Source organism: Pseudomonas sp. SWRI22, assembly GCF_014268395.2.
Classification (GTDB): Bacteria; Pseudomonadota; Gammaproteobacteria; order Pseudomonadales; family Pseudomonadaceae; genus Aquipseudomonas; species Aquipseudomonas paracarnis.
The window spans coordinates 400,034-414,029 of sequence record NZ_JABWQK020000002.1; the positions used below are offsets into that span (position 1 = coordinate 400,034).

Genomic DNA, 13,996 nt, shown 5'->3' on the forward strand with positions numbered 1-13,996 from the left:
AGGGATTTATGCCCGCCCAAGAAAAAGCCCCCGATACACCCTAGGTGTATCGGGGGCTTTTCTGCCTCGGGTGGTTAAACCCAGGGCAGGTTCAGCTTATTGGCAAGCTTCGCAATCCGGCTCGTCAATCGCGCAGGCCTTTGGCACAGGTGCCGGGCCGGCTGGCGCTGCGAGTACCGAGTCATCACCGTGGTTGCCGCTGGACACTGCGTTCAGCTTGCCGGTGTTGATGGTCGACTTCTCGGTGCTGGTGGCGGCCAGGGCACGGAGGTAGTAAGTGGTTTTCAGGCCACGGTACCACGCCATGCGGTAGGTCACGTCCAGCTTCTTGCCCGAAGCGCCGGCGATGTACAGGTTCAGGGACTGGGCCTGGTCGATCCACTTCTGACGACGGCTGGCGGCGTCAACGATCCACTTGGTGTCCACTTCGAAGGCGGTCGCGTAGAGCTCTTTGAGTTCTTGCGGGATGCGCTCGATCTGCTGCACGGAACCGTCGTAGTACTTCAGGTCGTTGATCATGACCGAGTCCCACAGGCCACGGGCCTTCAGATCGCGAACCAGGTACGGGTTGATCACGGTGAATTCGCCCGACAGGTTCGATTTCACATACAGGTTCTGGTAGGTCGGTTCGATCGACTGCGACACGCCAGTGATGTTGGCGATGGTGGCGGTCGGTGCGATGGCCATGATGTTGGAGTTACGAATACCTTTCTGCACACGGGCACGTACCGGGGCCCAGTCCAGGGTTTCGTTCAGGTCGACGTCGATGTACTTCTGGCCACGGGCTTCGATCAGGATCTGTTGCGAATCCAGCGGCAGGATGCCCTTGGACCACAGCGAACCCTGGAACGTCTCGTAGGCGCCGCGCTCGTCGGCCAGGTCGCAGGAAGCCTGGATCGCGTAGTAGCTGACCGCTTCCATGGACTTGTCGGCGAACTCGACCGCTGCATCGGAACCGTAAGGGATGTGCTGCAGGTACAGCGCGTCCTGGAAGCCCATGATCCCCAGGCCAACCGGACGGTGCTTGAAGTTGGAATTCTGCGCCTGTGGCACCGAGTAGTAGTTGATGTCGATGACGTTATCGAGCATGCGTACGGCGGTGTTGACGGTGCGTTCCAGCTTGGCGGTGTCCAGCTTGCCGTTGACGATGTGGTTCGGCAGGTTGATCGAGCCCAGGTTGCAAACGGCGATCTCGTCCTTGTTGGTGTTCAAGGTGATCTCGGTGCACAGGTTCGAGCTGTGCACCACGCCCACATGCTGCTGCGGGCTGCGCAGGTTGCATGGGTCCTTGAAGGTCAACCATGGGTGGCCGGTTTCGAACAGCATGGACAGCATTTTGCGCCACAGGTCTTTGGCCTGGATGGTCTTGAACAGCTTGACCTTGCCTGGGTACTCGGTGAGGGCTTCGTAGTACTCGTAGCGCTCTTCGAAGGCCTTGCCGGTCAGGTCGTGCAGGTCCGGCACTTCGGATGGCGAGAACAGGGTCCACTTGCCGTCATCGAAGACGCGCTTCATGAACAGGTCAGGGATCCAGTTGGCGGTGTTCATGTCGTGGGTACGACGACGGTCATCACCGGTGTTCTTGCGCAGCTCGATGAACTCTTCAATGTCCATGTGCCAGGTTTCCAGGTAGGCACATACAGCGCCTTTGCGCTTGCCACCCTGGTTCACGGCAACGGCGGTGTCGTTTACCACTTTCAGGAACGGTACGACGCCCTGGGACTTGCCGTTGGTGCCCTTGATGTACGAACCCAGTGCACGCACCGGTGTCCAGTCGTTGCCCAGGCCGCCGGCGAATTTGGACAGCATGGCGTTGTCGTGGATCGCGTGGTAGATGCCCGACAGGTCATCCGGCACGGTGGTCAGGTAGCAGCTCGACAGCTGTGGACGCAGGGTGCCGGCGTTGAACAGGGTCGGGGTCGACGACATGTAGTCGAAGGACGACAGCAGGTTGTAGAACTCGATGGCACGGTCTTCTTTGTTCTTCTCTTCGATCGCCAGGCCCATGGCCACGCGCATGAAGAACACTTGCGGCAGTTCGAAGCGGATGCCGTCCTTGTGGATGAAGTAACGGTCGTACAGGGTTTGCAGGCCCAGGTAGGTGAACTGCTGGTCACGCTCGTGGTTGATCGCCTTGCCGAGTTTTTCCAGGTCGAAAGTGGCCAGGATCGGGTTCAGCAATTCGAATTCGATACCTTTGGCGATGTAGGCCGGCAGGGCCTTGGCGTACAGGTCGGCCATCTCGTGGTGAGTGGCGCTGTCGGCGACTTTCAGGAAGCCCAGGCCTTCGGCGCGCAGGGTGTCCATCAGCAGGCGGGCGGTCACGAACGAGTAGTTCGGCTCACGCTCGACCAGGGTACGGGCGGTCATTACCAGGGCGGTGTTGACGTCGGTCAGGGCTACGCCGTCGTACAGGTTCTTCAGGGTTTCGCGCTGGATCAGGTCACCGTCGACTTCTTCCAGGCCTTCGCAGGCCTCGGTGATGATGGTGTTCAGGCGGCCCAGGTCCAGCGGGGCAAAGCTGCCGTCGGCCAGGGTGATGCGGATCGACGGGTGCGCTTGTACGGCGGCTTCTTCGGCCGGGGAACGTACGGCACGCTCCTTGGCGCGCGAATCACGGTAGATCACGTAGTCGCGGGCCACTTTTTGCTCGCCGGCACGCATCAGGGCCAGTTCTACCTGGTCCTGGATTTCTTCGATGTGGATAGTGCCGCCCGATGGCATGCGACGCTTGAAGGTCGCGGTGACCTGTTCGGTCAGGCGTGCAACGGTGTCGTGGATGCGCGACGAAGCGGCAGCGGTGCCGCCTTCAACTGCAAGAAACGCTTTGGTGATGGCGACGGTGATTTTGTCATCGGTATAAGGAACGACAGTGCCGTTACGCTTGATCACGCGCAGTTGGCCAGGTGCAGTGGCGGACAGATCCAGGTTCGAATCAGCGGCCTGCGGCACGGAGCCCTGCGGGTTCTCGCGAGTTGTGTCGGTTTGCATGAGGGGGTGTCTCCACATTCTATATTTATTTGGGCACCATCACGGTGCCCACCGTTCCGTCCTGAAGCACTTACAGCAGGCCTGGGCCTGGCATAACAACTTCGGGACAGGAGGAAGGGAGCTCATCGCGCCGCTTCCATGCCGAAGTCTTTGGTTCGGGGCCGGGGAGCCCTTCGCCGTATTCCTGGTGGGTGACAGTGGCCCCATTCAAGCCCTGCAACACCCGTACCGTTTTCTGCCAATCGGGTTGGAAAACGGCCGCCATCCGCGTGCGCGGTTTGGGCTTTCAAAAAATGCTTTGGTTCAACCAAACGCGAGCAAGAAAGCGCTTGAGTTTCTTGTCTGATCTGTGTTTGGTCTTTTCGCTGAAAACCCTACATGTAGGGTTTTTTTAGCGCCGAGGTACAAGATAATGCGTTTTTGGGGGCTTAGCAACGCACTACCTGTGGATAACGCTGTGGGTAAAATGTGTATGAATCATGGAACACCCGTGTAGGCCGCATTACTGCTGGATTACACCGTTTGTCACCGAATATTCCCAGATAGAAACTGCCGGCGGGAATTTTGAGGGCGCGAACCCTACCACAAAAAATCGCCATGACCGAATGGATTTCCCGGCTTGTGTTCAAGGGCCGGTGCATGGCTACAATCGGCCTTGATCAGGGCAATAGCATGCTTGCTCCACATGACAACTGTAGGAGCGAGCTTGCTCGCGAAAATCGTCAACGATAATGCAGCAAACCTGGATAACCGCGGTGCTCTTGCGTTCTTCGCGAGCAAGCTCGCTCCTACAATAGAGAACCGAGGTAGCGCATGGAGCAAGAAGCCTGGCAGATACTGATCGTCGAGGACGACGAGCGACTCGCCGAGTTGACCCGTGAGTACCTGGAAAGCAATGGCCTGCGTGTGTCCGTGGAAGGCGATGGTGCCAAGGCCGCGGCGCGCATCATCGCCGAGCAGCCGGACCTGGTGATCCTCGACCTGATGCTGCCCGGCGAAGACGGCCTGAGCATCTGCCGTAAAGTGCGCGAGCGCTATGACGGCGTGATCCTGATGCTTACCGCGCGCACCGACGACATGGACCAGGTGCTGGGCCTCGACATGGGCGCCGACGACTACGTGTGCAAACCCGTGCGCCCGCGGTTGCTGCTGGCGCGTATCCAGGCGCTGCTACGCCGCAGCGAGCCGGTGTTGCCGCCCGCAATGGAACATCAACGCCGCCTCCAGTTTGGCCCACTGGTGGTGGACAATGCCTTGCGCGAAGCCTGGTTGCATGAGAGCAGCATCGAACTGACCAGCGCTGAATTCGACTTGCTGTGGCTGCTGGTTGCGAACGCCGGGCGCATCCTGTCCCGCGAAGAAATCTTCATAGCGCTGCGTGGTATCGGCTATGACGGCCAGGATCGCTCCATTGACGTGCGTATCTCGCGCATTCGGCCAAAGATCGGCGACGATCCGCTCCACCCACGCCTTATCAAGACCATCCGCAGCAAAGGCTACCTGTTCGTCCCCGAAGCCGCTGCCGATATGCCGCTGTGAACTCGATCTTCCTGCGCATCTACGGCGGCATGTGCGCGGCGCTGATCCTGGTGGCGTTGCTCGGCGCTCTGGCACTGCACCTGCTTAATGACGTGCGCAGCGGCCAGTACCGTGAGCGCCTGGCCCACGGCACCTTTGCGTTGATGGGCGATAACCTGCAACCCATGAGCACCATTGAACGGCAGCGCGCCTTGGCGGTGTGGGAGCGCTTGCTGGGCATCCCGCTAGAGCTGCGCACGTTCACCGATGCGCAATTGGACCTGGGCCAGCGCAACCGCCTGCAACGCGGCCAGGTCCTGGTTGAGCAGACCGGGCCTCATGCGGCGCGAGTGCTGCGGTTAGTCAGCGAGCAAGAGCAATTGGTGCTCACGGGCGAAGTGCAGCAGATCAGCGAGCAATTGGCCCGTGCGACTATTTACCTGCTGGCCGACGAACTGGTGCGTTTCCCGGTGGCCGAACAGCCCCAGCGCCTGGCCGACATCAAACACGCCAAGGGTTTTGGTTTTGAAATGCACCTGATGGCCCTTGACCAGGCCGACATGGACGACGACCAGCGTCGTCGCGTGGCGGAGGGCGATACGGTGATGGCGCTGGGCAAGGGCGGCGATTCGATTCGCGTGTTTGCCGGCATGGTCGGCACCCCGTGGGTACTGGAGATCGGCCCGCTGTACCAGATGAACCCGTACCCGGCGCAATGGCTGATCCTGATCACCTTGATCGGCCTGACTCTGATCGGCTTGATCGTCTATCTGCTGGTGCGTCAACTTGAGCGTCGGCTCAAAGGCCTTGAGGCAGCGGCTACGCGTATCGCCAAGGGCAACCTGGAAGTGCGCGTACCCGCTCGCGGTGCAGACTCGGTCGGGCGGCTGGCGGCAGCTTTCAATGGCATGGCCGAGCACCTGCAGCAATTGCTGGCGATTCAGCGTGAGCTGGTGCGGGCGGTCTCCCACGAGCTGCGCACACCGGTCGCGCGCCTGCGTTTTGGCCTGGAGATGATCGGTGACGCCGCCACGCCCGAGGCGCGGCGCAAATACCTGGAAGGCATGGATGGCGATATCCAGGACCTCGATGGCCTGGTGGACGAGATGCTCACTTATGCGCGCTTGGAACAGGGCGCGCCGGAGCTGAATTTCCAGCGCGTAGACCTTGATGCATTGCTCGACCAGGTGATTGGCGAATTATCGCCATTGCGCCCGCAGGTCACTGTCACCCGGGGTATTTGCCTGTCATCGGCGCATTGGGATGACGCCTGGGTCGACGCTGAACCGCGCTACCTGCACCGCGCCCTGCAAAACCTGGTGAGCAATGCCATGCGCCACGCCAGAGGCCAGGTGTTGATCAGTTATCAGGTGGGGCAGGTACGCTGTCGCATCGATGTGGAAGACGACGGCCCCGGTGTGCCGGAAAGCGCCTGGGAGCGCATCTTCACGCCGTTCCTACGCTTGGATGACAGCCGTACCCGCGCTTCTGGCGGGCATGGCCTGGGCTTGTCGATCGTGCGGCGGATTATCTATTGGCACGGCGGGCGGGCGCTGATCAGCAAGAGCAATAACCTGGGTGGGGCGTGTTTCAGCCTGAGCTGGCCCAGGGATCAGCATAAACCCTGAAACCGCTATCGCAGGCAAGCCAGCTCCCACAGGTGAAGGCGTTCCCAATGTGGGAGCCGGGCTTGCCCGCGATGGTGGTCTACCAGGCGCTGATAGCCACCAGGCTCAACAACTGCTCCCCTTGCACCACAAACTGCCCTTCCAGCTCTTTGCCATGCTTCCATTCTTGCGAAAGATCGGTCAGCAACCGCAGGCGCACCTTCCCAGCCGCTGACCACTCCAACACCTCGGCATGCTCGAAATAAAAGCGCTTGTGCACGATCGGATAGAGCGCCTTGAACAGGCTTTCCTTGACCGAAAACGTCAGCGTCACCAGCAAGGCGTGTTGCTCACGGGGCAGGGCGGCCATGCGCTGGAGCTCATCGGCCGTCAAAATTTCCCCGGCCAGGCGTTCGGCCCGTTCCACCGTCAGCAGATGCTCCAGGTCCATGCCCAGCCCGCGCCATTGCGCCTTGTGCCCGACAATCGCCGCAGCGTGCCCGGTGCTGTGGGTGATGGAACCACTGATATGCCCTGGCCAGACCGGGGCACGGTCTTCGCCGATGGCCGGGATGCAGTGCAGATGATCGAGTCGTTGCAGCGCTTCGCGCGCGCACAGGCGGCCGGCGAGAAATTCCGCCTGGCGCTTGGCGACCGAGCGTTGGATGCTCGCGGGCGGCGGCACATCGCAGCGCTGAAAATCGCCGTGGCTCAATAAAGCCGGGTCGAATCGCGTGCTCAAAAACACCGTGCCCGGCAAAGAAACCGGCAACGGCCAATGATCATCGAGTGGGGTGCAGCAAGCGGGTAGGGGCGTCATGCGCGGTATTTTGCCGAGTTGGTGCGCCAGTGGATAGCCCGATGCGGTTCAGCTGCGGTTCAGAGCCCGTTCAGGGGGAGTTCAGGGGCGCCTGCGTAGTCTGGGCCCCACAGCCTAAATGCGTATGAGGTAACCACCATGACTGCGATCAAAAAGCTGATGTTGGCCTTGACCATGCTCGGCGCCACTGCCGGCGTGCAGGCGTCCGATGGCGCCTTTGCGGCCTTTGGCAGCGAGAAAACCAAGAAATCCAGCAACCTGATCCATCGTGTCAGCTTCGAAGACGCCGGCACCCAGGCCGCGCCGTGGGGCCAGGCCCTGGGCGCTACCCCTGCGCAACCCGACTATCGCAGCGGCTACGCGCACCTGACTGGCCACTACAATGGCATAAAACTGCGCCCCCAAGAGCTGCAGGGCCGCTATGATATCCCCCTGTCGGCTAGTTGAATTGCAGTGGAGAACCTTATGAAATTGCTGGTGGTGGAAGATGAGGCGCTGCTGCGTCATCACCTGTTTACCCGCCTGACCGACAGCGGGCATGTGGTCGAAGCCGTGGCCAATGCCGAAGAAGCCCTGTACCAGACCGGCCAGTTCAACCATGACCTGGCGATCATCGACCTTGGCCTGCCCGGCATGGGCGGCCTGGACCTGATTCGCCAGTTGCGCACCCAGACCAAGACTTTCCCGATCCTGATCCTCACCGCCCGCGGCAACTGGCAGGACAAGGTTGAAGGCTTGGCGGCCGGGGCCGACGACTACGTGGTCAAGCCGTTCCAGTTCGAAGAGCTGGAGGCACGCATGAACGCCTTGCTGCGCCGCTCCAGCGGTTTTACCCAGTCGACTATCGTTGCCGGGCCGCTGCTGCTGGACCTCAACCGCAAGCAAGCCTCCCTGGACGAGCAACCCTTGGCGCTGACCGCCTACGAGTATCGGATCCTCGAATACTTGATGCGTCATCATCAACAAGTGGTCGCCAAAGACCGTTTGATGGAGCAACTGTACCCGGATGACGACGAGCGCGATCCAAACGTGATCGAAGTGCTGGTCGGCCGCCTGCGCCGCAAGCTGGAAGGCCCGGCCGGGTTCAAGCCGATCGACACCGTGCGTGGCCTGGGCTACCTGTTCAATGAGCGCTGCCGTTGATTCGTTCGCTACGTGTGCGCCTGATGCTGGCGGCCGCTACCCTGGCCGTGCTGTTTATGCTCGGCCTGTTGCCGGCCATGCAAGGCGCGTTCAGCCTGGCGCTGCAGGATTCCATCGAACAGCGCCTGGCGTCGGATGTGACCACCCTGATATCTGCGGCGCGGGTCGACAATAACCGCCTGCTGATGCCGGCGCAGCTGCCCGATGAGCGTTTCAACCTCACCGACAGTCGGCTGCTGGGTTATATCTACGACCGTGAAGGCCATCTGGTATGGCGCTCGCGGGCGACCCAGGAAGAAAACATCAACTACAAACCGCGCTATGACGGGCGCGGCAACGAATTTGCGCGGATTCGCGAGGCCAATGGCCAGGAATTCTTCGTGTATGACGTCGAGGTGCGCCTACTGGGAGGCAAGAGCGCGGCGTTCAGCATTGTCGCCTTGCAGCCGGTGCGCGAATACCAACTGACCCTCGAAGGCCTGCGTGAGAACCTCTACCTAGGGTTCGGCGCGGCGTTGCTGGTGCTGTTGACGCTGTTGTGGCTCGGCCTGACTTGGGGCCTGCAAGCCCTGCGGCGCCTGAGCCATGAGCTCGACCAGATCGAAGGCGGCACCCGCGAAAGCCTCAGCGAAGAACACCCCCGTGAGCTGCTGCGCCTGACCGGCTCCCTGAACCGCTTGCTGCACAGCGAGCGCGAACAGCGTGCGCGCTACCGCGATTCTCTTGATGACTTGGCTCACAGCCTGAAAACGCCACTGGCGGTGTTGCAGGGCGTGAGCGAAGACATGGCCCAGCGGCCTGAAGAACGTAGCCAGGCGTGGGTGCTGCAATCGCAAATCGAACGCATGAGCCAGCAGATCGGTTACCAACTGCAGCGTGCCAGCCTGCGTAAAAGTGGCCTGGTGCGCCACCAGGTCCGCCTGGAACCGGTGGTGCAAAGCCTGTGCGATACATTGGAAAAAGTTTACCGCGACAAGCGGGTCACCGTGACCTTCGATTTACCGCAGGCCTGCGAAGTGCCCATCGAGAAGGGCGCGTTGCTCGAAATGCTCGGCAACCTGCTGGAAAACGCCTACCGCCTGTGTCTCAAGCAAGTGCGTATCAGCCTGGTGGAAAACCTCGATGGCATTGAGCTGTGTATCGAAGACGACGGCCCCGGCGTACCACCGGACCAGCGTGCACGGATCCTGCAGCGCGGCGAACGGCTAGATCGCCAGCACCCGGGGCAGGGGATCGGGCTGGCGGTGGTCAAGGACATCATCGAAAGCTATCACGCGCGGTTGACGTTGGGGGATTCAGCGTTGGGTGGGGCGGCGTTCAGGATTCACTTTCCTGCCTTGTGATCTGCACTGGCCTCATCGCAGGCAAGCCAGCTCCCACATTTTGATGTGTGAATACATTCAACTGTGGGAGCTGGCTTGCCTGCGATGAGGCCCTCCCAGCCAATACACCGCTAACTCTCCTGCGCTCTGTAGGCCCCCGGCGTCAGTCCTGTCCACTTCTTGAACGCCCGATGAAACGCCGACGGTTCGGAAAACCCCAACTGCTCGGCGATCTCCTGCAAAGACAAATCCGCCCGCCCCAGGTGGTAAATGGCGATATCCCGGCGTAACTCATCTTTCAATGCCTGAAAGCTCGTGCCTTCTTCGCGCAGGTGCCGACGCAGGGTCTGTGGGCTGATGTGTAAGTGCTGGGCGACGGCTTCCAGGTCTGGCCAGGGCGTGCGGTCGCGGCTCAGCAGGCGGCGCAACTGGCTGCTCAGGCTGTCACCTTCATCCGGCCGGGACAACAAGTCGGCAGGGGAGCGCTGCAAGAAGTGCTTGAGGGTGCGTTCATCCTGCAATAGCGGCAGGCTCAGGTAGCGGCTGGGAAACACTAGGCTGCTGGTCGGCGCGCCGAACACCTGGGGGCAGGGGAACAGCAGGTCATATTCACCGGCATGGGCCGGCACCGGGTAACTGAAGGTGGCCTGCTGCAGCCGGATACGCTGGCCGATCAACCAACTGCCCAGGCGATGCCAGATCACCAGCAGGCATTCACTGAGGAAGTGGTCCGGGTCCCATAGCTGTGAGTCGTCCAGGCTCAGGCGCGCCATGTCGCCTTCTTTGGTCAGTTGCCAGCGTGGGCCTTGGGGGAACAGGCTATAAAACAATAAGCCGCGCTCCAGCGCCTTCTCCAGCGTGCGGCAATGGATCAGCGCGTGGCACATCATGGCGAAAGTGCCGCGTTTGCTCGGCGCTTCGGCAAACCCCAGGTATTCGTCATCCAACCCCAGCCAGAGCATTTGCAGCAAGCGCGTAAATTGCTCTGGAGCGATGCGGGCGCGGGGTTCGGTCAGTAGTTCCGGGGTGATGCCCACCTGCTGCAGCACCCCCGAGTAGTCAAAACCGGCTCGGCGCGCACCGCCGAGGGCCGCTCGGGCGTAATGGCTGGCGATGGTACGTTCACGCATGCAAGGGCCTCATCCATGGAGTGGCGGATGGTAGCTATCACCCGGTGGGGCGACAAGGCGGATATCCGCCAAATTGTAGGACGAGACAGGATGAGTGGGCGGAAATCCGCCACTGTGTTGCACTCTCCGAAGTCGCCCGTGAACCCAAAAGCCCTGATGTCTAAAGGCCTTCAGCGCGTTTAAGCAAAGTGGCACGCTGTTTGCGATAAGGATTACAGCGCAGGCTTGCTCCTACAGGCTTCGCAAACAACAAATCCCTCCAGTGCAGGAGGGTTCGCAATTCAAGTGCCGTGGGCAATGGCGGATATTTGCCACACGGGACGATTGAGGAACTTTGCAATGACGACTCGTCAGCCAATCTACAAATCCCTGTATTTCCAGGTGATCGTTGCAATCGTTATCGGTATTTTGCTCGGCCACTTCTACCCGCAGACCGGCGTGGCCCTCAAGCCACTGGGTGACGGCTTTATCAAGCTGATCAAAATGGTCATCGCCCCGATCATCTTCTGTACCGTGGTCAGCGGCATCGCTGGCATGCAAAGCATGAAGTCGGTGGGCAAGACCGGCGGCTACGCGCTGCTGTACTTCGAAATCGTTTCCACCATCGCCCTGCTGATTGGCCTGGTCGTGGTCAACGTGGTGCAGCCGGGCGCCGGCATGCACATCGACGTCGCGACCCTGGATGCTTCCAAAGTGGCGGCCTACGTCACCGCCGGTAAAGACCAGAGCATCGTCGGCTTTATCCTCAACGTCATCCCGAACACCATCGTCGGCGCCTTCGCCAACGGCGACATCCTGCAAGTGCTGATGTTCTCGGTGATCTTCGGTTTCGCCCTGCACCGCCTGGGTGCCTACGGCAAGCCGGTGCTGGACTTCATCGATCGCTTCGCCCACGTGATGTTCAACATCATCAACATGATCATGAAGCTCGCGCCAATCGGTGCACTGGGTGCCATGGCGTTCACCATCGGCGCCTACGGTGTCGGTTCCCTGGTGCAGTTGGGCCAGTTGATGATCTGCTTCTACATCACCTGCATCCTGTTCGTGGTGCTGGTGCTGGGCGCTATCTGCCGCGCTCACGGTTTCAGCGTGTTGAAGCTGATCCGCTACATCCGTGAAGAACTGCTGATCGTACTGGGCACCTCGTCGTCGGAATCCGCACTGCCGCGTATGCTGATCAAGATGGAACGCCTGGGCGCGAAGAAGTCCGTGGTCGGCCTGGTGATTCCAACCGGTTACTCCTTCAACCTCGACGGTACGTCGATCTACCTGACCATGGCGGCCGTGTTTATCGCCCAGGCGACCGACACCCACATGGACATCACTCACCAGATCACCCTGCTGCTGGTGCTGCTGCTGTCGTCCAAAGGCGCTGCTGGCGTGACCGGTTCGGGCTTCATCGTACTGGCCGCCACTCTGTCGGCCGTTGGTCACCTGCCGGTTGCCGGCTTGGCGCTGATTCTGGGTATCGATCGTTTCATGTCCGAAGCCCGTGCGCTGACCAACCTGGTGGGTAACGCAGTTGCCACCATCGTTGTGGCCAAGTGGGTCAAGGAACTGGACACCGACAAGCTGCAAAGCGAGCTGGCATCTGGCGGTACCGGTATTTCCGAAACCCGCGAGCTCGATGACCTGGGCGTGGCTGAAGGCCCGGCGCCTGTCGTCAAGTAAGTGGCTGCTGGCGTGAACTGACGCCAACGCTATCCGTAAACGCCCCGACTGGTTCGGGGCGTTTGCGTTTCTGGCGGGATGCAACGGATATTTTTGGTTTACAGTGAGCGCGACAGTACTTACCGGAGGCCTGATGGACAGTGTGGATCTGAACGTCCTGCGCAGCGTGCTGCAATGGCGCCGCGCCGGGCAGCGCGTGATGTTGTACAGCGTGGTGCAAACCTGGGGCAGCGCGCCGCGCCCGCCAGGAGCAATGCTGGCCCTGCGCGGTGATGGTGTGGTGATTGGTTCTGTGTCGGGCGGTTGCATCGAGGATGACTTGATCGCGCGCCTGCAGGACGGCCGCTTACCCGCTGACGGCCCGCCCGTGCAGTTGGTGACCTACGGCGTCACTCGCGACGAGGCGGCGCGTTTTGGCCTGCCCTGCGGCGGCACCCTGCGGCTCACCGAGGAGCGCGTGGAAGAGTGGGGTTGGGTCGAAACACTGCTGGCGCGTTGTGAAGATCATCAGATTGTCGCTCGCGAGCTGAACCTGGCCACCGGCGAAGTGACCTTGAGCGCCGCCAGCAAGACCGACGTGGTGAGCTTCGACGGCGAACGCTTGCGCGCCATCTATGGCCCGCGCTGGCGCCTGCTGTTGATCGGCGCCGGGCAGCTGTCGCGCTACGTAGCGGAAATGGCACGCCTGCTGGATTTCGAAGTGCTGATCTGCGACCCCCGCGAAGAGTTCGTCTACGGCTGGGAAGACCAGCATGGCCGCTTTGTGCCGGGCATGCCCGACGAAGCGGTGTTGAATATTCATACCGATGAACGCACGGCTATTGTCTGCCTGACCCACGATCCACGTCTGGATGACATGGCGTTGCTGACGGCGCTGAACTCCACGGCCTTCTATATCGGCGCCCTGGGTTCGCGGGTCAATACCCAAAAGCGTCGGGAGAACCTGGCCGCGCTGGGCCTGTCGGCGGAGGCCATTGCGCGTTTGCACGGGCCGATCGGCCTGCACATCGGCAGCCATACGCCGGCGGAAATTGCGCTGTCGCTGATGGCGGAAATTGTTGCGATCAAAAACGGGGTGGCACCGATGCAGAAAAAACCGATGGCAGTGGTGGCCGAGTGACGGTGACGGCGATTGTGCTGGCGGCGGGGCAGGGCAGTCGTTTTCGTGCCGAAGCTGGAGCTGATCAAGACAAATTGCTCGCCGCGTGTGTGGGGCTGGATGGCGTTAGCCGGCCGGTCATCGAGCAGGTGCTGCGCAACTTGCCTGAGCGTGTGGTAACGCGCTGGCTGGTGACGTCGCCGGAGCGCGGGGAGGTTATCCGCCTGGCAGAGGCTTATGGCTGTCAGGTTGTACTGCTGGATTCGAGCGGTATGGGCGACAGCATTGCGGCGGCGGTCAAGGCCAGCGGTGCAGCGGATGGGTGGCTGGTGGTGTTGGGGGATATGCCGTTTATTCGGTCATCGAGTATCGAACGGGTGATCGCCAGCGTGGAGGGCGTCACTGTGCCGGTATCTGCCGGGCAGTACGGGCACCCGGTGGCTTTCCATCACAGGTTTGGGTCGGCGCTGATGGCTCTGAGTGGGGATCGTGGGGCCAGGCCGTTGTTTGCACAAACTCAGGTGCGAGAGGTGCAGGTAGATGATCCTGGTGTGCTTTGGGATGTGGATGTGCCGCAACGGTTGAGTTTTACTGCAGGTTAAGTGTGGCAGCTGGCTTGCCTGCGATAGCCATAGGTATCTACTTAGAGCCGACGTTGGACCTGTGGCGAGGGAGCTTGCTCCCGTAACGGCCTG

At 61.1% G+C, this 13,996-nt stretch carries 11 protein-coding genes and 1 pseudogene; 9 read left to right on the top strand and 3 right to left on the bottom strand.

Annotated features, from left to right (window positions below):
• Positions 1-96: 96 nt before the first annotated feature.
• Positions 97-2,991 (bottom strand): ribonucleoside-diphosphate reductase subunit alpha, encoded by a 2,895-nt coding sequence (locus HU730_RS19175; protein WP_032879843.1) that lies wholly within the window; start codon positions 2,989-2,991, stop codon positions 97-99.
• Positions 2,992-3,676: 685 nt separating this feature from the next.
• Here HU730_RS19175 and HU730_RS26795 point away from each other — a divergent pair.
• The 3 genes and pseudogenes from HU730_RS26795 to HU730_RS19185 form a co-directional block, all read left to right on the top strand.
• Positions 3,677-3,787, top strand: a pseudogene (locus HU730_RS26795) (outer membrane lipoprotein carrier protein LolA); the annotation flags it as partial.
• A gap of 17 nt (positions 3,788-3,804) precedes the next feature.
• Entirely contained in the window at positions 3,805-4,530 is a 726-nt protein-coding gene (locus HU730_RS19180; RefSeq protein WP_034128451.1) for a response regulator, read from the top strand.
• A complete protein-coding gene (locus tag HU730_RS19185) occupies positions 4,527-6,137 on the top strand; it encodes an ATP-binding protein (protein WP_060765199.1) in 1,611 nt (536 codons plus the stop codon). The genes HU730_RS19180 and HU730_RS19185 overlap by 4 nt, the downstream gene beginning before the upstream one ends.
• Positions 6,138-6,216: 79 nt before the next feature.
• On the opposite strand, the gene HU730_RS19190 is transcribed toward HU730_RS19185, so the two are convergent.
• Positions 6,217-6,936, bottom strand: a complete 720-nt coding sequence (locus tag HU730_RS19190; RefSeq protein WP_057976399.1) for a 4'-phosphopantetheinyl transferase superfamily protein — start codon at positions 6,934-6,936, stop codon at positions 6,217-6,219.
• Positions 6,937-7,074: 138 nt separating this feature from the next.
• On the opposite strand from HU730_RS19190, the gene HU730_RS19195 reads away from it, so the two are divergent.
• The 3 genes from HU730_RS19195 to HU730_RS19205 are packed head-to-tail and all read left to right on the top strand — an operon-like array spanning position 7,075 to position 9,422.
• Positions 7,075-7,383 (top strand): hypothetical protein, encoded by a 309-nt coding sequence (locus tag HU730_RS19195; RefSeq protein WP_003193560.1) that lies wholly within the window; start codon positions 7,075-7,077, stop codon positions 7,381-7,383.
• An 18-nt stretch (positions 7,384-7,401) separates the two neighbouring features.
• Entirely contained in the window at positions 7,402-8,079 is a 678-nt protein-coding gene (locus tag HU730_RS19200) for a response regulator (protein WP_003193559.1), read from the top strand.
• Positions 8,076-9,422 (top strand): ATP-binding protein, encoded by a 1,347-nt coding sequence (locus HU730_RS19205; RefSeq protein ID WP_019817208.1) that lies wholly within the window; start codon positions 8,076-8,078, stop codon positions 9,420-9,422. Before HU730_RS19200 ends, HU730_RS19205 begins: the two co-directional genes overlap by 4 nt.
• 110 nt (positions 9,423-9,532) lie before the next feature.
• Here the strand turns inward: HU730_RS19205 and HU730_RS19210 are convergent, their stop codons facing one another.
• On the bottom strand, positions 9,533-10,531 hold the full coding sequence (locus HU730_RS19210; protein WP_186526563.1) for an AraC family transcriptional regulator: 999 nt from the start codon (positions 10,529-10,531) through the stop codon (positions 9,533-9,535).
• A gap of 339 nt (positions 10,532-10,870) precedes the next feature.
• On the opposite strand from HU730_RS19210, the gene HU730_RS19215 reads away from it, so the two are divergent.
• The 3 genes from HU730_RS19215 (at position 10,871) to HU730_RS19225 (ending at position 13,903) form a co-directional block, all read left to right on the top strand.
• Positions 10,871-12,202, top strand: coding sequence for a dicarboxylate/amino acid:cation symporter (locus tag HU730_RS19215; RefSeq protein ID WP_003189258.1), 1,332 nt, complete (start codon positions 10,871-10,873; stop codon positions 12,200-12,202).
• A 133-nt stretch (positions 12,203-12,335) separates the two neighbouring features.
• Entirely contained in the window at positions 12,336-13,322 is a 987-nt protein-coding gene (locus HU730_RS19220; RefSeq protein WP_054897927.1) for an XdhC family protein, read from the top strand.
• On the top strand, positions 13,319-13,903 hold the full coding sequence (locus HU730_RS19225; RefSeq protein ID WP_034128446.1) for a nucleotidyltransferase family protein: 585 nt from the start codon (positions 13,319-13,321) through the stop codon (positions 13,901-13,903). The genes HU730_RS19220 and HU730_RS19225 overlap by 4 nt, the downstream gene beginning before the upstream one ends.
• Positions 13,904-13,996 lie beyond the last annotated feature (93 nt).